The organism is Ensifer sp. EB106-05-01-XG146 (assembly GCF_058791875.1).
On the sequence record NZ_JBYTDX010000001.1, the window covers coordinates 3,084,473 to 3,104,324 of the forward strand.

The window sequence follows — 19,852 nt, forward strand, 5'->3', positions numbered from 1 at the left end:
CGCGATAACCTGCCATCATTTGATGGGGTTGTCACCTTGAAAAAAATCAATTCCAATAAGGCGATACGGGACAACCAAAGGTGCCCGCGCGCAGCTTCGCGCTGCGTTCAGAATGCCGCCTGACTTGGCCTTAAGACCAGAAATCCGGGATCGTTTCCGCCAGTCTCGGCCCAAGTCGCAGCGGCGCGATCTTCTCGGCGAGCCCGGTGCGATCGGAGATCTCGACCCCGAGACCGCAGATGGTGGCCGGACCCGAGGCCGCCTCGAAGCGCCCCTTCGGCATCTTCGAGATGAAGCGGTTGAGCGGCTCCTCCTTGTCCATGCCGAGCGAGGAATCGTAGTCGCCGCACATGCCGGCATCGCTCATATAGGCGGTGCCGCCGTTGAGGATCTGGTGGTCGGCGGTCGGCACGTGCGTATGCGTTCCGACGACGAGGCTGGCGCGACCGTCGACGAAATGGCCGAAGCACTGCTTCTCGCTGGTCGCCTCCGCATGGAAGTCGAACACGATCGCATCCGCCTGCTCGCCGAGCGGGCAGGCATCGAGGATGGCCTCGGCCGACTTGAAGGGGTCGTCGAGTTCGGGATGCATGAAGACGCGGCCCATGACGTTGGCGACCAGCACGCGCGCGCCATTGCGGGCAAAGAACAGGTTGGATCCGCGGCCGGGCGTGCCGGCCGGATAGTTGGCCGGGCGCAGGAACTGGTCGTGCCGCTCGCAGAAGACCACCGCTTCCTTCTGGTCCCAGACGTGGTTGCCGGTGGTCACCACGTCGGCGCCGGCGTTGATCGTCTCGAGGAAGATGTCTTCGGTGATCCCGAAGCCGCCCGCGGCGTTCTCGCCGTTGACGATGACGAAATCGAGCTTAAGGTCGCCGATCAGTCCCGGAAGCCGCTCCCAGACCGCCGTGCGGCCCGTCTTGCCCACCATATCTCCCAGAAACAGAAGCCTCATGCTCGCTCAAATCCCACCAGGGCAGTTCCGGCGGAAGCGCGTCAGCGGTTGTGGCGGCCGGACCTGCGTAAAACAAAGAGGTAGAGCGTCTACACGATCCTGGGCCGACAGGAAACGCCCAAGATCGATTCCGCGTGGGATCGCGAACCAATCTTCCGCCTCGGCCCGCGCGATTTCAACGCGCCGGGCCGTCGCTCGGCTTCGTCAATGACCTAGAAATGCCGGAATCCGCTCTCGGTGAGAACGGCATCCAGCGCCACATCGTGCGGTTCGGCCGGCACGGCAGCCACCTCCTGGCAGTCGAACGCGATGCCGATCAGTTTCGGCAGATGCCCCTTGTTGCGCAACCGGTCGATGGCCCGGTCGTAATAACCGGCACCGTAGCCGATCCGGTGACCGGTCGCGTCAAAGGCAGAAAGCGGCACGAGCATGATATCCGGGTCGAGCACCGGAGCATCCGGGCCAGGCCCCGTCGTGCCGAAGCCGGTTGAGATGATGTCGACGCCATCGAGCAGTTCGCGAAAGACGATCGTCTTCTTGTCCATGATCACAGGCAGGCAGAGCCGGGCGCCGCGACTCTTCAGCCGCGCCATCAGCGGCCGGATATCGACCTCGGAGCGGATGGGCCAGAAGCCGGAAACGATGTGGCCCGGATCGAGCGCAATGACGTCGCCGGCATGGTCGGCCATGGTCAGGCTCGCCTCGATCCGTATCTCCGCGGGCATCGCATCGCGCAATGCCAGCCGCTCGTTGCGCAGCGCCGCCTTCAGGTCTTTCGGTGACATCGTGCCCTCTCCTGCCTCATGCCATCGTCGCGGACGAATTCTCCTCCCGAAATGGCACAACCCGTCACTTTCTCGCCGATTCCCGGCTCAATCACCAGCCTATATACCCGATGTCGCCCGTGCACATTCACCCGCATCGCCGCTTTTGCCGCGGTTTGCGACAGCACTGCCAGCGCCTTCCCGGTTCGGCACAGCATTAGCGTTCCGTTCATCATGGACGACGGTTCCGCTTTCGCGCATTGGCGAGCGCATGCAAATAAAGACGCGATTTCAAATAATTAGCAGGAACTAATGCCCGTGTTCGATGTATGGACGCGCTCCTGCAGGCAGCAGTGGAAAAGCCGACGTCCATGAAGGACCAAATGAAAGAACTCGAACCGTTGGAACTGCGTTGCCTGACGCTTGCAGCCCGCGGCCGCACGCGCCAGGACATGATGCGCGAAACCGACATTCCGCTCGACCGGATCGACCGCGCGCTGGAAGACGCCATGCGCAAGCTGCAGGCCGGCAATCTGGCCGAAGCCGTCTTTCGTGCCGCAAGGCTCGATCTCATCTCGTAAGGATTGGCGCGGGGACGGGCTAGAGCATCCAGTGCGACCGATAGACCGCCTGCCCCAAGATCCGCTCCCGCTGCCGAAGGTCGGGGTCGCCTGCCGAGATCCCGACGTCACGCAGCAGCAACGGCTTGTCTGCCGGCACCTCGACGGGCGCCTCGACAAACAGCAAATCGACAGTCCATTGCCTTGCCCTGCGTCGGGCGGTAACGAACGTTTCAGAAAAGGCGAGAACGGCAAGCACGCTCATGGCAAGGACTCGGGCGCAAGATGATCTGACGGGACGATCTTCGTCCTCGCATTGACATCTGACAAACGAATTGCAAGCATGACTGTCATCAGAAAATCTGATGGTTGAAGCCATGCCCCTTCCCCTCGATAGCGATCTGCTCAGAACCTTTCTTGCGGTTGTCGATACCAGCAGCGTCACGCGCGCCGCAGACATCGTCGGGCGCACCCAGTCGGCGGTCAGCATGCAGATCAGGAAGCTCGAGGATGTGCTCGGCGACGCCCTGTTCGAGCGCCATTCGCGCGGTGTGGTGCTGACGCCGCAGGGACTGCGGCTCGTCGACAATGCCAGGCGCATCGTTACCCTGCTCGACGACACGGCCGCCGCGCTCCGCCAACCCGCGCTCGACGGCGCGGTCCGGATCGGATTGCCGGAGGAATACATCAACTCGACCTTGCCGAAGGCGCTTGGCAGTTTCGCCGCCATCCACCCGGGCGTCGAAGTGACCGTGCAGCAGGGCGCGTCGATGACCAATGTCGCAGCGCTGGAAGCGGGCGAGATCGACCTTGCCGTCGTCTTCGAGCCCGGCGGAAAGACGAGAAACGAAGTGCTGATGATGGATCCGACCGTCTGGGTGACGTCGGAGCAGCACCGGACCGACGAGCGCCGCCCGGTACCGATCGCGACCTATACCTATCTCGAAGGCGGTTGGTGCGACGACCTCGCTCAGCGCAACTTGAGGAAATGCCGCATCGACAACCGCGTCGCCTATGTCAGCCGCACCAGCGGCGGCCTGATGGCGGCGGTGGTATCCGGCCTCGCCATCGCGCCGCTTGCCCGCAGCAGCATTCCGGCCGGCTGCCGCGAACTGACCGCCGATGACGGCTACACCGTGATCGATCACTCGAATGTCGTGCTGCGGATTTCAAAGGCCGGAAACGGCAAGGACCGGATCGTCGAGGCCATGGCCGACGCCATCCGCCGGGCCTTTGCCGGGGAGTGAATGAGCAACGGAAAGAGGGAGAAGTGCGATCCACACAACCGATGGATATTTTACGATCCCGGGTGCCTACAAAGTAGGTGGGCGCCATGTGTCCGAACCCACGGGTCCGGACAGGGACAGCTCCCTTAGGATCGAGTATGGCCCCGGGGATTGTGGTTCCTGTCGGGGAGCGCAGACCGCATTCGATATATAAAGTGTCTCGGTGCTTCGCGCCAGTGGCTCGCCGACGAAACCTTGTCAGCTCGACGGCGTCGTGGGGCGGCCGTTCAGCTTGGCGGCGATACCGTGGATCTGCTGGGTCACTTCGCTGAGTGCCGAGGCCAGCGCCTCCTCGTTCTTCAGCTGATCCGAAAGCGCGGCGTCGCGCCCGTTGGTCAGGTTGCCGACCTCGGCTTCGAGGTTCTTCAGCCGGCGATTGACCTCGCTGAGCTCGTCCATGACCATGATGCCGGCCATGACGGTCAGGCGCAGATCGCCGATCTCGCCAAACTGGGTCTTGAGGTGTCCGACATACTGATCGAAATTGGTGGCAAGCTCGATCAGATGATCTTCCTGCCCTTCCTCGCAGGCCATGCGATAGGCCTTGCCATCGATCGAAACTGTCACCTGCGCCATGTCGCTTGTTCCTAGCGGTCGAGCACCGCCCGAATGGTTTCCATCGCCGTCACGAGGCGACGGGAAACCTCACGGTTGACCTCCTCGAGCCGGTTTGCCCGGAACTGCGACTGATCGAGTTCCTGCGCCAGCCGCGACCGGTCGGTGTTGACGCGTCGCACCTCGCCCTCGAACTCGCTGAAGTCCCGCTCCCTGTCAAACCGACCGTCGATCGCATTCTCCAGGGATTGCACTGCGTTTCGCAGTTCGTCGATCGCCGCTTTGACAGTCTTTGCCGGCATGTGTTCCGAATACCTCGCCCATGAGGCCGAATCGCCCGAATCCCGTCCGCCGCTTCGGCTCGATCTTTTTTAAACCTATTACGTAAGTCTCAACAATGCCAAGTACAGCAAACAACAGCGGAAGCTGTGGATGGATTGCGTAGCCGGCTTTCTTCAACGGCAGTGCAGCAGGCTTATTGCATTGCGGAACAAGCACTCGGGCAGGGACCGAAGCAAGCTGCCGTCAAATGGCCGCGGAAGCCCCGTATTTATTGACTCGCACGGCGCACCTGCTATGTGTCAGCCGCTTCTTGCGCGGTCTTTGGAGGATAGAGACCGTTCCCTGACCACCGAACGCAAACGGAACAGTCATGATCTCTCGCGAAAAACACGACCGGATGGCAAATGCGATCCGTTTCCTCTCCATGGATGCCGTCGAGAAGGCAAATTCCGGCCACCCTGGCCTGCCCATGGGTGCAGCCGACATAGCGACAGTCCTCTTCACGCGCTATCTGAGCTTTGACCCCAAGAACCCCTCCTGGCCGAACCGCGACCGCTTCGTGCTGTCGGCCGGCCACGGCTCGATGCTGCTCTACTCGCTGCTCTATTTGACGGGCTACGAAGACATCTCCATCGACGAGATCAAGAACTTCCGCCAGCTCGGCGCCCGCACCGCCGGCCACCCGGAATACGGCCACGCCGCCGGCATCGAGACGACCACCGGTCCGCTCGGCCAGGGCATTGCCAATGCCGTCGGCATGGCGATCGCCGAGCGCAAGCTGCGCGACGAATTCGGCTCCGACCTGATGGAGCACTACACCTACGTGCTCGCCGGTGACGGCTGCCTCATGGAAGGCATCAGCCAGGAAGCGATTTCGCTCGCCGGCCACCTGAAGCTCAACAAGCTGGTCGTCTTCTGGGACGACAACAACATCTCGATCGACGGCCCGATCTCGATCGCCGACTCGACCGACCAGCACGCCCGCTTCCGCGCCTCCAACTGGAACACCATTGCCGTCGACGGCCATGATCCGGAAGCGATCGCCGCCGCGATCGACCAGGCGCAGAAGTCCGACAAGCCGACGATGATCGCCTGCAAGACGACGATCGGTTTCGGCGCACCGAACAAGGCCGGCACCCACAAGGTTCACGGCTCGCCGCTCGGCGCCGAGGAAATCGCCGCCACCCGCAAGGCACTCGGCTGGGAAGCCGAAGCTTTCGTCGTTCCCTCGGACGTTCTCGACGCCTGGCGTCTGGCCGGCCTGCGCTCGACCAAGGCGCGCAAGGAGTGGGAAGACCGTCTTGAAAAGAGCGAGGCCGAGAAGAAGGCCCAGTTCGTTCGCCGCTTCTCCGGCGAGCTCGAAGGCCGTCTGTCCTCCGCCATCGACGACTACAAGAAGAAGCTCGCCGAAACCAAGCCGTCACCGGCAACCCGCAAGGCTTCCGAAGACGCGCTCGAAGTCATCAACGGCGTTCTGGCCGAAACCATCGGCGGCTCGGCCGACCTGACCGGCTCGAACAACACCAAGACGAGCCAGACCAAGTCGATCACCCCTGACGACTTCTCCGGCCGCTACATCCATTGGGGCGTTCGCGAGCACGGCATGGCCGCTGCCATGAACGGCATGGCGCTGCATGGCGGCGTCATCCCCTATTCCGGCGGCTTCCTGATCTTCTCGGACTATTGCCGTCCGTCGATCCGCCTTGCCGCTCTGATGGGCATCCGCGTCATCCACGTGCTGACGCACGATTCCATCGGCCTTGGCGAAGACGGCCCGACGCACCAGCCGGTCGAGCATATGGCAGCCCTGCGCGCCATCCCGAACCTCCTGATGTTCCGCCCGGCCGACGCCACGGAAACGGCCGAGTGCTGGCAGCTGGCGCTCGAAAGCCACAACCGTCCGTCCGGCATCGCGCTGACGCGCCAGAACCTGATGGCCGTTCGCACCGAGTATGAGGAAGAAAACCTCTGCGCCCGCGGCGCCTATGACCTGATCTCGGCCGCCGACGCCAAGGTCACGATCTTCGCCACCGGCTCGGAAGTCGAAATCGCCGTCAAGGCCTGCCAGACGCTGACCGCCAAGGGCATCTCGACCCGTGTCGTCTCCGTTCCCTGCTTCGAGCTTTTCGCCGAGCAGAGCGAAGACTACCAGCAGGCGATCATCGGCAACTCGCCGGTCAAGATCGCCGTCGAAGCCGGCATCCGTCAGGGCTGGGATCACTTCATCGGCAGCGATGGCACCTTCATCGGCATGTCGAGCTTCGGCGCTTCCGGCCCCTACAAGGAGCTTTACAAGCACTTCGGCATCACGCCCGAGGCGGTGGTCGCCGCCGCGGAAACGAAGCTCGCCTGATCAATCTGCGGGGCGCGCCGAAAGGTGCGCCCCGCTTTTTTTCGTACCACGTCAGTCAGACAGGGAGAGACCCATGACAGTGAAAGTCGCCATCAACGGTTTTGGCCGCATCGGCCGCAACGTGCTCCGCGCGATCGTCGAATCCGGCCGCACCGACATCGAAGTCGTTGCGATCAACGACCTTGGCCCCGTTGAGACCAACGCTCACCTGCTGCGCTATGACTCGATCCACGGTCGTTTCCCGGCCGAGGTCAAGGTCGAAGGCGACACGATCACCATCAACGGCGGCAAGCCGATCAAGGTGACCGCGATCAAGGATCCGGCAACGCTGCCGCACAAGGAACTCGGTATCGACATCGCGATGGAGTGCACCGGCATCTTCACCGCCCGCGACAAGGCTGCAGCCCACCTGACTGCCGGCGCCAAGCGCGTCATCGTCTCGGCTCCGGCCGACGGCGCCGACCTGACGGTCGTCTACGGCGTCAACCACGACCAGCTGACCAAGGACCACCTGGTCATCTCCAACGCATCCTGCACGACGAACTGCCTGGTTCCGGTCGTCAAGGTCCTGAACGATACCATCGGCATCAGCCACGGCTTCATGACCACGATCCACTCCTACACCAACGACCAGCCGTCGCTCGACCAGATGCACAAGGATCTGTACCGTGCCCGCGCTGCCGCTCTGTCGATGATCCCGACCTCGACCGGTGCCGCCAAGGCCGTTGGCCTGGTTCTGCCGGAACTGAAGGGCAAGCTCGACGGCACGTCGATCCGCGTCCCGACCCCGAACGTCTCCGTCGTCGACTTCAAGTTCGTCGCCAAGCGCAACACCTCGGTCGAGGAAATCACCAACGCCATCAAGGCCGCCTCCAATGGCGCGCTCAAGGGCGTTCTCGGCTACACGGAAGAGCCGCTCGTTTCGCGCGACTTCAACCATGACAGCCACTCCTCGATCTTCGCGATCGACCAGACCAAGGTCGTCGAAGGCAACTTCGTGCGTATCCTCACCTGGTACGACAACGAGTGGGGCTTCTCGAACCGCATGGCCGACACGGCGGTCGCGTTCGCCAAGCTCATCTAAGACAGATGTTTCGCGCCCTCTCCTCAACGACGGTCCGCTGGCGTCCGCTGGAAGGGGAAGGGCTCGAACACCTGACGCTGACAAAAATCGACACCACCGACGGCGCGGTCATCCGCGCCGTCGGCGTTCTGATCGGCAGCCGCGGCGGCACGCCCTATGGCGCGCGCTACCGGATCGACTGCGACGACAGCTGGCACGTTCGCAAATTGATGGTCGACACCACCGATGGCCGCAGCCTGCATCTCCGCTCGGACGTTCCGGGCGAATGGGCGACGGCACGCGGCACGCCCCTCCCCGAATTCGACGGCTGTATCGATATCGACCTCGCGGGAACGCCCTTCACCAACACGCTGCCGATCCGCCGCCTCGGCCTTGTGAGCCAGTCCGGCACCGCCAGACTGAAGATGCTCTATGTGCCGTTCGACACGTTTCAGCCTGTTGTGGACGGCCAGCACTACACCTGCCTCGATGATTTCAGGCTCTATCGCTACGAGGCCGAGGACCGCAGTTTTGCCGCGGAACTGCCCGTAGACGAGGACGGCCTCGTCATCGACTACCCCACCCTTTTCCAAAGACTATCACCGGAGACTATCTGATGACTTTCAAGACCCTCGACGATCTGACCGACATCGCCGGCAAGCGCGTTCTGGTGCGCGTCGATCTCAACGTGCCGGTCAAGGACGGCGTGGTCACCGACGCGACCCGCATCGAGCGCGTCGCGCCGACCATCCGCGAATTGTCCGAGAAGGGCGCCAAGGTCATCCTGCTCGCCCATTTCGGCCGTCCGAAGGGTGAGCCGGTCGCCGACATGTCGCTGAAGACGATCGCTCCGGCCGTCGAAGACGTGCTCGACCAGCGCGTTCATTTCGGCGCCGACTGCATCGGCGACAAGGCCAAGAACGCGATCGCCGAAATGAGCGACGGCGACGTGCTGCTCTTGGAAAACACCCGCTTCCACAAGGGCGAGGAAAAGAACGAGGCCGAATTCGTCAAGGCGCTCGCCGCCAATGGCGACATCTACGTCAACGACGCCTTCTCGGCAGCGCACCGCGCCCATGCTTCGACGGAAGGCCTTGCCCATCACCTGCCGGCCTATGCTGGCCGCACCATGCAGGCCGAACTCGAAGCGCTCGAAAAGGGTCTCGGCCAGCCGAAGCGCCCGGTCGTCGCCATCGTCGGCGGCGCCAAGGTCTCGACCAAGATCGACCTGTTGCAGAACCTCGTGACCAAGGTCGATGCGCTCGTTATCGGCGGCGGCATGGCCAACACCTTCATCGCTGCCAAGGGCATCAATGTCGGCAAGTCGCTGTGCGAGCATGACCTCGCCGACACCGCCAAGGCGATCATCGCCGCTGCCGACAAAGCCGGCTGCGCCATCGTGCTGCCGGAAGACGGCGTGATCGCCCGTGAGTTCAAGGCCGGCGCCGACAACGAAGTCGTCGACATCAACGCCATTCCCGCCGATGCCATGGTTCTCGACGTCGGCCCGAAGTCGATCGCGGCCGTCAATGACTGGATCTCCAAGGCCGAAACGCTGGTCTGGAACGGTCCGCTCGGCGCCTTCGAAATCGCGCCTTTCGACAAGGCCACCGTTGCCGTTGCCAAGCATGCGGCTGCCCGCACCCGTCAGGGCTCGCTGGTCTCGGTTGCCGGCGGTGGTGATACCGTCGCGGCGCTGAACCATGCCGAAGTCGCCGACGATTTCAGCTACGTCTCGACCGCCGGCGGCGCATTCCTGGAGTGGATGGAAGGCAAGCCGCTTCCGGGCGTCGACATCCTGAAGCAGAAGTAAGTCATACAACCGGCGCGTGGGAAGCACTCTCACGCGCCGGCCATCAAGAAAAAACATCATTTATTCAAACGATTAAAAAATTTTAAATCGTTTCAGTCGATTTTCCCGCCATTTTCCTGGACAATTTCACCTGTTACTCGCGCTCCTGTTGGGAGCGTGGCGGTTGCCCCGTGCACCGTCGGCCCTGCAACTGTTTCAGTGTTCGCCTGATCCTGATGATCGGCGCTGTCTAGGGAGAGAAAAAGCATGACGGAAAAACTGGAAGACATCGCCGTCGCCATGGTCGCCAATGGCCGCGGACTGCTTGCCGCTGACGAGTCCACGGCAACGATCAAGAAGCGCTTCGATACGATCGGTCTCGAATCCACCGAAACCTCCAGGCGCGATTACCGCGAGATGCTGCTGCGCGCCGAAAAGGCGATGCGCAAATACATCTCCGGCGTCATCCTCTACGAAGAAACCCTGTTCCAGCATGCGGTCGACGGCACCCAGCTCGTCGACATCATCCGGGCGGCCGGCTCGATCCCCGGCATCAAGGTCGATGCGGGCGCCAAGCCGATGACGAACTTCCCGGCCGAGACAATCACCGAAGGCCTCGACGGCCTTGCCCAGCGGCTGGCGAGATATCACGAGGCCGGCGCACGCTTTGCCAAGTGGCGCGGCGTGATCTCCATCTCCGATACGCTGCCCACCGCCGGTGCGGTTCGCGCCAATGCCCATGCGCTCGCCCGCTACGCCGCCCTGTGCCAGGACGCCGGCATCGTCCCGATCGTCGAGCCGGAAGTGCTGATGGACGGCGCGCCGGGCGATCACTCGATCGATCGCTCCGAACAGGTGACCGAGTGGACGCTGCGGACAACCTTCGAAGAATTGGCGGCCATGCGCGTCAAGCTCGAAGGCATGATCCTGAAACCGAGCATGGTGATCGACGGCAAGAAGGCCCGCAATGCCTCCGTCGCCGAAGTGGCCGAGCGCACCATCCGGGTGCTGAAGCGCACGGTGCCTTCGGCGGTACCGGGCATCGCCTTCCTCTCGGGCGGCCAGTCGACCGAGGAAGCGACCGCCCACCTCTCGGCAATGAATGCCAGCCACGACCTGCCCTGGAAGCTCACCTTCTCCTATGGCCGCGCGCTGCAGCAGGAGGCGCTCAATGCTTGGCACGGCAAGGCCGACAACATCGGCGCCGGCCAGCGCGCCTTCTCGCATCGCGCCGAGATGTGCAGCCTTGCCGCCAAGGGTACGTGGAAGAAGGAACTCGAGAAGGCTGCCTAAGCCAGGTCTACCGGATGAGAAGGGGCCGTCCGCCGGCCCCTTTTTTTTGCCAAAGGGTTGGCGCGCCTGCGAGGTGACGGCTTCGTCGTCGTCGGGGAACTTGTCACCCGGACAAGTTCGCGTCTTTGTGCGGTGTGTCGGCTGCCTTAAGCCTTGGCTTCAGAGCCGACACGATGAGCGCCAACGGCGCCCAACCAGCGAAAGCCAGGACCATGACCTCTGAAACCGCGCCGAAATCCGTTGCCTATGTCACCGTCGACGTCTTCACCGACGAGCGCTTCGCCGGCAACCAGTTGGCTGTCATGTCCGACGCTCGCGGCTTGAGCGATCGTCAGATGCAGGCGATCGCGACCGAGTTCGGCTATTCGGAAGCGACCTTCGTGCTGCCGCCCCGCGACCCGGCCAACACCGCCGAGGTCCGGATCTTCACGCCGACGACCGAAATTCCCTTTGCCGGTCATCCCAATGTCGGCACGGCCTTCGTGCTCGGCGGGCAAAAGGAAATCTTCGGCCGCGCGCCCGGTGAAATCCTGCGGTTCGAGGAAAAGGCCGGCCTTGTCGAGGCCACATTGCTGCGGGAAGGCGGTGTAGTGGTGGGCGCCACCATCGTCGTACCGCGCAGCCTGACCGTCGGCCCCGAAATCGACGCCGACACCATCGCCGCCTGCGCGTCGCTCGCGCCTGAAGCCGTCAGCAGACGCGTGCATGCGCCGACCCGGCTTTCCGTCGGGCTGCCCTTCGCCGTCGCCGAAATCAAGGATGTCGCGACGCTGTCGTCCGCCCAACCCAATGTCACCGCCTTCCAGGCGGCCAACGCGCGCTACAAACCCGAGGAAGACAGTTTCAGCCTGTTCCTCTACGCTCGCTCGGCAGAGGCGCCATGGCAGATCCGGGCGCGCATGTTCGCGCCGCTCGACAATGTCAACGAGGACCCGGCAACCGGCAGCGCCTCGGCAGCACTTTCCGCCCATCTCGTCTCGCTCGTCCCGGAGCAGGATATCGATGTCGAGATCATCATCGAGCAGGGTGTGGAGATGGGGCGCCGCAGCCTCATCGGCGCGCATGTCCGAAAGCAGGGTGGTGTCGTTCGCAAGGTCAGCCTTTCCGGCCAGTGCGTCAGCGCCATGCGCGGGCTGATCGAGCTCTAGCGGTTTTTTAACGCCTCAGGCGCGGTCGCGCTCGGGCAGAAGCTTCAAGATATCGGCAAACATATCCTGCCATTCGGCGTCTTCCATCTCGAGGAAACCGAAGCCGCGCAGCAGGAAGACGCCTTCCGTTGCCAGAAACACCATCCGCGCCCTGCGCCCCTCCTCCGTCGAGAGGTCGAGACCATCGAGGCGGGTGCGGTACCAGGCGCGATTCTTCGCCATGTGCTCTTCCCGCTGCAGCAGTGCGGCCATCATGCCGGAAGTGCGGGCATTGTCAGCCGTGTTCATCCGGGCGGTCACCGCCGCATGGGCGCGCATTGCCTTGATCGGATCAGGGTCGTCGCCGCCTTCCGCCGTTACCGCGGCATCGAACTCGTCGAACCAACGCTGCATCATCGCGTCGATCAGGCCGTCCTTGTTGCCGAAGCAATATTGCACGCCGCCCTTGGTGATGCCGGAAGCCTTGGCGACGGCATCGATCGTCAGGCCGGCCGCGCCGACGGAATTCACCACCGCCTCCGCCGCGTCCAGAACCTTGTCCCGATCGATTGTTCGTCGCCGTCCCATCTTGACTTCCTATTTCAAATCCATACGTACGTATTCAAATAACCAACGACCCTGATTTAAACAAGGCCCAGCGCCCATTTCCCAGTGGCGGCCACCGAGGTGTACCATGCTTCCGCAAAATCGCTGGCTCATTCTGGCCATAGTATCGAGCGCGCTCTTTCTGATCGTCGTCGACATGACGGTGCTCTATACCGCCCTGCCCCGCCTGACCCATGATCTCGGCGCCACCGCGTCGGAGAAGCTCTGGATCGTCAACGCCTATGCTCTCGTCGTCGCTGGTCTTCTACCCGGCCTCGGCACGCTCGGCGACCGGCTCGGCCAAAAGAAGCCCTTCATCGTCGGCCTTGCCGTCTTCGGCATCGCCTCGCTGATCGCCGCCTATGCGCCGACACCGGCGATCCTGATCGGTGGTCGCGTCCTGCTCGCCGTCGGCGCTGCCCTCATGATGCCGGCGACGCTGTCGATCATCCGGCTCACTTTCACCGACGAACGCGAACGCGCGCTGGCGATCGGCGTTTGGGCAGCGATCGCTTCGGGCGGTGCCGCGATCGGCCCGGTGCTCGGCGGTTTCCTGCTCGAATACTTCTGGTGGGGCTCGGTCTTCCTCATCAACGTGCCGGTCGTCGCGATGGCCCTCGTGCTCGGCCTCGTCGTGCTGCCGAACAACGCTGGCAATCCGAAACACCCCTGGGACGCGATCGGTTCGCTGCAGATCATGGTCGGCCTCATCGGCCTTGCCTATGCCGTCAAGGAAACGAGCAAGCGCGAGCCGTCGTTGGAAGCGGGTCTCGCTGCCGCCGTGATCGGCGCGATCGCGCTCTTTCTCTTCGTGCGCCGCCAGCGCCGCAGCCCGCATCCGCTGATCGACTTCAGCCTCTTCCGCAATGCGGTGTTTTCCTCCGGCGTTGCCGCAGCGCTCGTGGCATCCGCCTCGATCGTCGGCATCGAACTGGTGCTGAGCCAGCAGCTGCAGCTGGTCGAGGGCTTTTCGCCGCTCGAGGCCGGTGTCTTCATTCTGCCGATCCCGCTTGCGGCTTTCGTCGCCGGCCCGCTGACCGGCACCCTGCTGCCGCGCCTGGGCGCCGAAGTGGTGCTGCGCTCGGGCCTCATCCTGGCGGCTCTCGGTCTTGGCGGCTATCTGCTCGTCCATGAAACCGGCGCGCTCGCCCAGATCGTCACCCTCGTCGTCCTCGGCCTCGGCATCGGTGCGTCCATGACCGCCGCCTCCAGCGCCATCATGTTCAACGCCCCGCCGGAACGGGCCGGCATGGCAGCATCGATCGAGGAGGTCTCGTTCGAGCTTGGCGGCGCGATCGGCATTGCCGTGCTCGGCACCATCATGTCGGTCGTCTACACCGCCTTCCTCGTCCTGCCGGAGGGGGCTGCAATCCCGCCGATGGCGCGCGACAGCCTCGATGAAGCCCTGCTCCTCGCCGAGAAGCTGCCGGCGGAAGTGGCGAGCGAACTGGTGAGCCGTGCCCGCCTCGCCTTCGAAGGAGCGTTTACCGCGGTCGTGATGGTGGCAACAGCAATGCTGTTCGTGACCGGGGCGGCCATTTGGTGGCTGACGGCTGGGCGCGTCAGCGCCCCTCAGGGATCCCGCCAGGCGGGCCACCACTAACAGCAAGCTTCGAGCCGCCGGATGGAAACGACTGTCCGGCGGTCAGCGCAATCCCGCTTCGCATTTCGCGATCGCCTCGACCATCGCCTGGAAGCGAACATGGTGGCGCACCGCGTCGAGGTCGGAATCCTGCTTGAACCAGAGCAACTGGTAGCAGGAGCTCTGCGGCAGCAAGGTTTCGAGAAGATCGAGGGCCGCGTCGATATCGCCAAGGATGCAAAAGACGCAGGCCGTGTTGTAGCGGGCGACCACGTCATCGGGATCGATTGCCAGCGCCCGCGCTGCCCATTCGCGCGCACGGTCGGCCTCGCCCATATGGGCAAGCGCCAGCGCGCCGCGGTGGGCCGGGCCCGAGTTTTCCGGGTTGAGCTCCAGCGCCCGCTCTGCCCGGGCGATGCCGATGCGCGCCCACTGCTTGCGTTCAGTATCCCGGCCGAGCGTGCGATAGGCGCTCATCAGGTGGATCGGTGACAGGTAGTCGTCCGGCCGGATATCGGCGGCACGCTTGAAGAACTGAATCGCCATTTCGAACGCGCCCTGCATGAACAGGAAGCGGCCATAATGGAAATTCGCCTCGTAGAGCCCGGCATCCAGCGCAAGCGCCTGCTCGAAGGCAGCAACGGCTTCGTCGCATTGGCCGTCCTGATGCAGCACGAGACCGCGAGACGCATGGGCCTCCGCGAGGTCTGGGTCGAGCGCCAGCGCCTTGTCGGTCATGGACAGGATGCCTTGCAGCGGAAATTCATCCTCGTGCCAATCGCGAAGCGCCGACTCGCAGTCGGCAATGCCGGCATAAGCGCGGGCAAAATCCGGATCGAGCTCCACCGCCTTCATGAACATGCGCCGCGCGAGCAGGAGATAGGAGCGCGTCCAGGCGTGGGAAAACTGCCGGCCACGCAGATAGTAGGTATAGGCCTCGACGCTTGTCGTCGGGTCGCTTTCGATCGCCCGCCTCTCCGCCGGCAGCAGCTTGATCTTCAACTGGTCGACGATCGCATGGGTGATTTCGTCCTGGATCGCGAAGATATCAGTCAGGTCCCGGTCGTAGCGGTCGGCCCAGAGATGCGTGCCGGTCAGCGCATCGATCAACTGGCCGGTGATGCGCACCCGCGCGCCCGCCTTGCGCACGCTGCCCTCGAGGATGTAGCGGACGCCCAATTCCTGGGCCACCTGCTTCACCTTCACCGACCGCCCCTTGTAGGTGAACACGGTGTTGCGGGCGACGACGTGCAGCTTCGAGATCTTCGAGAGGTCGGTGATGATGTCTTCGGTGATGCCGTCGGAGAAGTATTCCTGCTCCGGATCGTGGCTCATATTGGTGAAGGGAAGCACGCCGACCGAGAGCCCGTAGCCATCGTCGAGCACCACCGGGCACGATCCGTTCGGTGCCGACGCGACCTTCGTCGGGGCGCCGAGCGCCACCGAATAGACGTGAACGCCGGCGGCGATGTTCTTCAGCGTGTGTTCGCCCTTGTCGACGAAGCCGACATCCAGGCGCGACCCGACATGATCGCGCACGGAAGCCGAGACGGCGATGCCCGACGGCTCTGCGAGGCCTTCGAGACGCGCCGCGACATTGACGCCGTCCCCGAAGATGTCGCCATCCTCGACGATGATGTCGCCGAGGTGCACGCCGATCCTGAGCTCGATGCGCTTCAGCGGCGACACGCTTTCGTTGCGCAGCAGCATGCCGCGCTGGATATCGACGGCGCAGGCGACCGCGTGCACGACGCTTGCGAACTCGACCAGGATGCCGTCGCCGGTGAGCTTGACGATGCGTCCCTTGTGACGGGTGATCTTCGGATCGACGAGTTCGCTCTTGTGCCGTTTCATGGCGGCCAGCGTGCCGGTTTCGTCAGCGCCGATCAGGCGACTGTACCCCACGACATCGGCAGCGAGAATGGCAGCAAGCCGGCGTTCCAAGAAACCCTCGAAGTCATCTCCCGAATGAGGTTCGCACTTTAGCGCTTTCTTTCCCATCTGTCCTGCGCCCTTTTCTGGTTGAAACGACAGGTTTCGCAACCAAGGTAGCGGCGAGCCGGAGGCGATGGAGTTCCAAAGGTAACGGGGAGTTGCGGCGGGGCGGCCGGGTCAGGGACGGATCAACACCGTCACCATCATCATCACGATGGCGAAGACCGCGATCTTCCAGAAATCGCGACGGCGGCGCAGCCCCGGAATGCCGATCGGCCAGAGGAGCTGAATGGCCATGATCAGAAGCAGAAAAAGGGCGATCGCCTTCTGCATGTTGCCCTCGTCTACCGGGAGGCCGCCTCGACCGGTGAAGCGTTCGCAACACCGGCACTCTTCGTCGCACGCAGCACCGCCTCCCCCGAGGACTAGCGATACGTTGCGCTTGGCAAAAAGGGCTAGTGTTTCCGCGGGCGATTTGCAATGACCGGCCGCCGCATGTTGCGTCATTCGTCTCCCATCGAAGGACAAAACCTGCGGCACTGCCAGACGCTGCAATCAGAAACCGGCTGGCAATTCACCAGGCACCGCCCTAACTTGCTGACGGCAGAACGAATTTCGGATGAATGATGAGAAAGAACCTGCTCCCGGTCGCCGCCCTCCTGCTCGGCACGCTGTTTCTCTTTCTGGGCAATGGTCTGCAGGGGCTTCTTCTTCCCGTGCGCGGCACCGCTGAAGGTTATCCCACCACCATCCTCGGGCTGATCGGCACATCCTGGGCTGCTGGCTTCGTTCTCGGCTGCTTCTTTGCGCCCACGGTCGTCAAGCGCATCGGCCACGTGCGCGCCTTCAGCGTCTTTGCCTCGCTCATCGCCATCGTCGCGCTACTGACCGGCATCCTGATCGATCCGACCTGGTGGCTGATCCTCAGGGCGCTGACAGGCTTCTCCACCGCCGGCACCTCGATGATCATCGAAAGCTGGCTGAACGAGCGCGCCACCAACGAGAGCCGCGGCGTCATCTTCTCGCTCTATATTGCCATCACGCTCTTCGGCGTCGTCGGCGGCCAGATGATGATCCCCTTCGGCGATACCTCCACCACCATCTTATTCATGATCTGCGGCATCCTCTACTGCGTCGCCATGCTGCCGACGCTTCTGTCCAAGGCTGCCTCGCCGCAACCGCTGAAGAAGGTGAGCCTCGACCTGCGCGGCCTTTACCGCAACTCGCCGGTTTCCTTCCTCGGCATCCTGCTCGTCGGTATTGCCAACGGCGCGTTCGGCACGCTCGGCGCCGTCTTTGGCCGCCAGGCGGGCCTTTCCGACAGCACCGTCGCCGCCATGATGAGCGTGGCGATCTTTGCCGGCGCCGTCATGCAGTTGCCGGCCGGGCGGCTATCCGACCGCATCGACCGGCGCTACGTCCTGGCAGCGCTTGCCGGGGTCGGCGCTCTCGCAGGCTTGCTGATCTTCCTGGTCGAGCCGACCCAGGTCTGGATCGTGCTGACGCTGATTGCGATCTACGGTGCGGCGGCCAACGCGCTCTATCCGATCGCCGTGTCGCACGCCAACGACTTCGCGACGGCCGAGGACTTCGTCAAGGTCTCCGGCGGCCTGCTGCTGCTCTACGGAATCGGCACCATCATCGGCCCGACGATCGGCGGCCCGGTCATGACGGCGGCGGGCCCCTACGGCCTGTTCATGATCACCGCCTGCGCCCATATCCTGATCACCGCCTACGCCATCATCCGCAGCCGGATGCGCGCACCGGTCCCGGTCTCCGACCGCGACGCCTTCTCGCCGGTCAACGCCGGCACGCCGACGACGCCGGAAAGCCTGCAGCTTTCGCCGCGCGCGGCGCCGTTTGACGAGACACGCAACGAGCCAGACAAAGGTCCGGAATGGGAGGATCAGTCCGATGAGCCTGTTTGACGATGATCGGCCGCAAAAGAAGGTGGCCCATGAAATTGGCAGCGATCTCGCGCTGCTGTCGGTTGACGAGTTGACGCAACGCATCACCCTTCTGACCGAGGAGATTGCACGGCTGGAGGCGGAGCGGACACGCAAGTCCGCCAGCCGCTCGGCCGCCGAGAACCTGTTTCGCTGATCCGGCGGCGTAAGGTCGCACCGCAGCAAAACGAAGCGCGTTTAACGCGGCATTAAGCATTATCTGCGATTGTCAGGGCATCCGGAGCTTTCCGGTTTCAGACAATTTCACCGACTGGCGAATGGGTCTGATTTTTCTCCCTGTTTTACCTTGAGAGCCGCTTTCCGCGGCTCTTTTTTTGTTTTGGCATAGGTTTATCCAAAGAACTGTGGAGATTAACCCTTTCTTAAGAATGCCCTTGCGCGAAATGCGCTATCGGATCATTCTTCAAGCATAGAGACGGGCAAGGATTTATTTCCCATAACCGTCCACTACCTGACTGTCGTGATGCGTTTGAACCAGGGAAAACAGGTCATGTCCGAGAGAGGATTGAATACGGTCAGTTTCGCAGGACACGCGGCGTCCTCGGCACAATTCAAGACCCTCTATTCGGAAGGCATGGGACTGGTCGAGGAAACGGCCACCTATCTCGACGGACCGGGCCGCGCCGCTTCCAAGGTCCTGCCGCGCATGGCATCGGTTCTCTATGCAGCCGAATCCATGCGGCTCACCACCCGCCTGATGCAGATGGCTTCCTGGCTGCTCCTGCAGCGCGCCGTCAACAACGGCGAGATGAGCCGCGATCAGGTGATGTCGGAAAAGAGCAAGGTTCGCCTCGACAGCTTCAACGTCGACAAGGCGGCTCCCGGCTGGGCCGAACTGCCGGAATCCTTCCGCGACCTGATCGAGCGCTCGCTGCGCCTGCAGAACCGCGTCGCCCTGCTCGACCGCGAGATCTATCGCCCTAACGAAGCGGCCGCGATCGTCCCGGACAACCAGAACGGCGTCAAGGCGCAGATCAAGCTGCTGCAGACGGCCTTCGGAACCAACTGACGCCGCGCAGAAAATAGACCTGAGAAATCAAACCCGCCGCAACAGCATTTGCCGGCGGGTTTTTCGTTGCGACCGGCAGCACATGGCGGCACTGGCGCGCCTTGGCCTCGACTGCGAAAACTCCTGGAGAAACCTCACCGAGGGCGCCTATCCGATCGACGCCACACAAGGGCATCTCGATCTCCTGACGGAAGAGGCGTTGCTGCTTGCGAAAAGCGCCGGCTGGTCGGGTCAGGAACCGCGACATAACGCCGTCATCCTGCTCCTTGCCTGGAACAGCGACGGAGCGCCAGTGGCCACAGCGCGTCCATGGCACGGCGCCATGTCACCGCCTCGCCCGGCCTACCCCCAGAACCAAGACAGAAAAAGCCCGGGCCAAATGACCCGGGCTTTTTGAATCTGCCGAAGAGGCGCTCGATTAGAGGCCGAGGCCTTCGAAGCGCTTCTTGAACTTGGAGACGCGGCCGCCGCGGTCCATGAGCTGCTGGTTGCCGCCGGTCCAGGCCGGGTGCGACTTGGGGTCGATTTCCAGGTTCATGGTGGCGCCTTCAGAACCCCAGGTCGAGCGGGTTTCGTATTCGGTGCCGTCGGTCATGACTACCTTGATGACGTGGTAATCGGGATGGATGTCTGCCTTCATAACGATCTTCCTAGAGTTCCAGGGTCCAATTGTCGCAAGGCATTGCGACTTCGAGACCGAACACGTAAATGAAGCCGCGCACC

At 63.2% G+C, this 19,852-nt stretch carries 22 protein-coding genes and 1 other RNA gene; 13 read left to right on the forward strand and 10 right to left on the reverse strand.

Translation table 11 applies throughout. The features are described from left to right. Positions 1-130: 130 nt before the first annotated feature. Positions 131-955, reverse strand: coding sequence for a TIGR00282 family metallophosphoesterase (locus tag AC3WVQ_RS15405; RefSeq protein WP_034806196.1), 825 nt, complete (start codon positions 953-955; stop codon positions 131-133). A 212-nt stretch (positions 956-1,167) separates the two neighbouring features. Further along, positions 1,168-1,740, reverse strand: a complete 573-nt coding sequence (locus AC3WVQ_RS15410; RefSeq protein WP_034806194.1) for a 5-formyltetrahydrofolate cyclo-ligase — start codon at positions 1,738-1,740, stop codon at positions 1,168-1,170. 362 nt (positions 1,741-2,102) lie between these two features. Between AC3WVQ_RS15410 and AC3WVQ_RS15415 the strand changes: the two genes are divergently transcribed. Next, the gene (locus AC3WVQ_RS15415; protein ID WP_234798710.1) at positions 2,103-2,300 is read left to right on the forward strand and encodes a helix-turn-helix domain-containing protein; all 198 of its coding nucleotides are present in this window, start codon (positions 2,103-2,105) and stop codon (positions 2,298-2,300) included. Between the two features lie 19 nt (positions 2,301-2,319). Here the strand turns inward: AC3WVQ_RS15415 and AC3WVQ_RS15420 are convergent, their stop codons facing one another. Beyond that, positions 2,320-2,544: a hypothetical protein gene (locus AC3WVQ_RS15420; protein ID WP_034806191.1), complete on the reverse strand. Its 225-nt coding sequence runs from the start codon at positions 2,542-2,544 to the stop codon at positions 2,320-2,322. Positions 2,545-2,644: 100 nt separating this feature from the next. Between AC3WVQ_RS15420 and AC3WVQ_RS15425 the strand changes: the two genes are divergently transcribed. After that, positions 2,645-3,526 carry a LysR family transcriptional regulator gene (locus AC3WVQ_RS15425; protein ID WP_234798711.1) on the forward strand — a complete coding sequence of 294 codons (882 nt, stop codon included), beginning with the start codon at positions 2,645-2,647 and terminating at the stop codon, positions 3,524-3,526. A 23-nt stretch (positions 3,527-3,549) separates the two neighbouring features. Here AC3WVQ_RS15425 and ssrS read toward each other — a convergent pair. The 3 genes from ssrS to AC3WVQ_RS15440 all read right to left on the reverse strand — a co-directional run bounded on the left by ssrS (position 3,550) and on the right by AC3WVQ_RS15440 (position 4,422). After that, positions 3,550-3,707: non-coding RNA, 6S RNA (gene ssrS / locus AC3WVQ_RS15430), on the reverse strand. Positions 3,708-3,763: 56 nt separating this feature from the next. Next, the gene (locus AC3WVQ_RS15435) at positions 3,764-4,141 is read right to left on the reverse strand and encodes a cell division protein ZapA (RefSeq protein ID WP_034806187.1); all 378 of its coding nucleotides are present in this window, start codon (positions 4,139-4,141) and stop codon (positions 3,764-3,766) included. Positions 4,142-4,152: 11 nt separating this feature from the next. Next, on the reverse strand, positions 4,153-4,422 hold the full coding sequence (locus AC3WVQ_RS15440; protein WP_034806184.1) for a DUF4164 domain-containing protein: 270 nt from the start codon (positions 4,420-4,422) through the stop codon (positions 4,153-4,155). Positions 4,423-4,772: 350 nt separating this feature from the next. Between AC3WVQ_RS15440 and tkt the strand changes: the two genes are divergently transcribed. The 6 genes from tkt to AC3WVQ_RS15470 all read left to right on the forward strand — a co-directional run bounded on the left by tkt (position 4,773) and on the right by AC3WVQ_RS15470 (position 12,051). Beyond that, the gene (gene tkt, locus AC3WVQ_RS15445) at positions 4,773-6,755 is read left to right on the forward strand and encodes a transketolase (protein ID WP_110819206.1); all 1,983 of its coding nucleotides are present in this window, start codon (positions 4,773-4,775) and stop codon (positions 6,753-6,755) included. 73 nt (positions 6,756-6,828) lie between these two features. After that, the gene (gap, locus tag AC3WVQ_RS15450) at positions 6,829-7,839 is read left to right on the forward strand and encodes a type I glyceraldehyde-3-phosphate dehydrogenase (RefSeq protein ID WP_034806178.1); all 1,011 of its coding nucleotides are present in this window, start codon (positions 6,829-6,831) and stop codon (positions 7,837-7,839) included. 5 nt (positions 7,840-7,844) lie between these two features. Next, positions 7,845-8,435, forward strand: a complete 591-nt coding sequence (locus tag AC3WVQ_RS15455) for a putative glycolipid-binding domain-containing protein (protein WP_060605923.1) — start codon at positions 7,845-7,847, stop codon at positions 8,433-8,435. Beyond that, the gene (locus AC3WVQ_RS15460; protein WP_034806155.1) at positions 8,435-9,631 is read left to right on the forward strand and encodes a phosphoglycerate kinase; all 1,197 of its coding nucleotides are present in this window, start codon (positions 8,435-8,437) and stop codon (positions 9,629-9,631) included. The genes AC3WVQ_RS15455 and AC3WVQ_RS15460 overlap by 1 nt, the downstream gene beginning before the upstream one ends. Positions 9,632-9,877: 246 nt before the next feature. Then, complete coding sequence (locus tag AC3WVQ_RS15465) at positions 9,878-10,903, forward strand: class I fructose-bisphosphate aldolase (protein ID WP_034806152.1); 1,026 nt, start codon at positions 9,878-9,880, stop codon at positions 10,901-10,903. A gap of 212 nt (positions 10,904-11,115) precedes the next feature. Continuing rightward, positions 11,116-12,051, forward strand: coding sequence for a PhzF family phenazine biosynthesis protein (locus AC3WVQ_RS15470; RefSeq protein ID WP_110819205.1), 936 nt, complete (start codon positions 11,116-11,118; stop codon positions 12,049-12,051). A gap of 15 nt (positions 12,052-12,066) precedes the next feature. Here the strand turns inward: AC3WVQ_RS15470 and AC3WVQ_RS15475 are convergent, their stop codons facing one another. Continuing rightward, positions 12,067-12,618, reverse strand: a complete 552-nt coding sequence (locus tag AC3WVQ_RS15475; RefSeq protein WP_060605929.1) for a TetR/AcrR family transcriptional regulator — start codon at positions 12,616-12,618, stop codon at positions 12,067-12,069. 106 nt (positions 12,619-12,724) lie between these two features. Between AC3WVQ_RS15475 and AC3WVQ_RS15480 the strand changes: the two genes are divergently transcribed. Next, positions 12,725-14,239, forward strand: a complete 1,515-nt coding sequence (locus AC3WVQ_RS15480) for an MFS transporter (RefSeq protein ID WP_090299733.1) — start codon at positions 12,725-12,727, stop codon at positions 14,237-14,239. 42 nt (positions 14,240-14,281) lie between these two features. Here the strand turns inward: AC3WVQ_RS15480 and AC3WVQ_RS15485 are convergent, their stop codons facing one another. Then, positions 14,282-16,162: a TPR end-of-group domain-containing protein gene (locus tag AC3WVQ_RS15485; protein ID WP_034806145.1), complete on the reverse strand. Its 1,881-nt coding sequence runs from the start codon at positions 16,160-16,162 to the stop codon at positions 14,282-14,284. 168 nt (positions 16,163-16,330) lie between these two features. Further along, entirely contained in the window at positions 16,331-16,486 is a 156-nt protein-coding gene (locus AC3WVQ_RS15490) for a hypothetical protein (RefSeq protein ID WP_090299729.1), read from the reverse strand. Between the two features lie 293 nt (positions 16,487-16,779). Here AC3WVQ_RS15490 and AC3WVQ_RS15495 point away from each other — a divergent pair, with 293 nt between their 5' ends. From AC3WVQ_RS15495 to AC3WVQ_RS15510, 4 genes are all read left to right on the forward strand, one after another. Beyond that, complete coding sequence (locus AC3WVQ_RS15495) at positions 16,780-18,081, forward strand: MFS transporter (RefSeq protein ID WP_090299727.1); 1,302 nt, start codon at positions 16,780-16,782, stop codon at positions 18,079-18,081. After that, complete coding sequence (locus AC3WVQ_RS15500; protein ID WP_034806142.1) at positions 18,068-18,256, forward strand: DUF1192 domain-containing protein; 189 nt, start codon at positions 18,068-18,070, stop codon at positions 18,254-18,256. The genes AC3WVQ_RS15495 and AC3WVQ_RS15500 overlap by 14 nt, the downstream gene beginning before the upstream one ends. Before the next feature lie 354 nt (positions 18,257-18,610). Next, on the forward strand, positions 18,611-19,129 hold the full coding sequence (gene rcdA, locus AC3WVQ_RS15505; protein ID WP_034806141.1) for a protease adaptor protein RcdA: 519 nt from the start codon (positions 18,611-18,613) through the stop codon (positions 19,127-19,129). A gap of 82 nt (positions 19,130-19,211) precedes the next feature. After that, on the forward strand, positions 19,212-19,526 hold the full coding sequence (locus AC3WVQ_RS15510) for a hypothetical protein (protein ID WP_090299725.1): 315 nt from the start codon (positions 19,212-19,214) through the stop codon (positions 19,524-19,526). Between the two features lie 21 nt (positions 19,527-19,547). Here the strand turns inward: AC3WVQ_RS15510 and rpmE are convergent, their stop codons facing one another. Then, on the reverse strand, positions 19,548-19,769 hold the full coding sequence (gene rpmE, locus AC3WVQ_RS15515; RefSeq protein WP_034806140.1) for a 50S ribosomal protein L31: 222 nt from the start codon (positions 19,767-19,769) through the stop codon (positions 19,548-19,550). Positions 19,770-19,852: the final 83 nt, after the last annotated feature.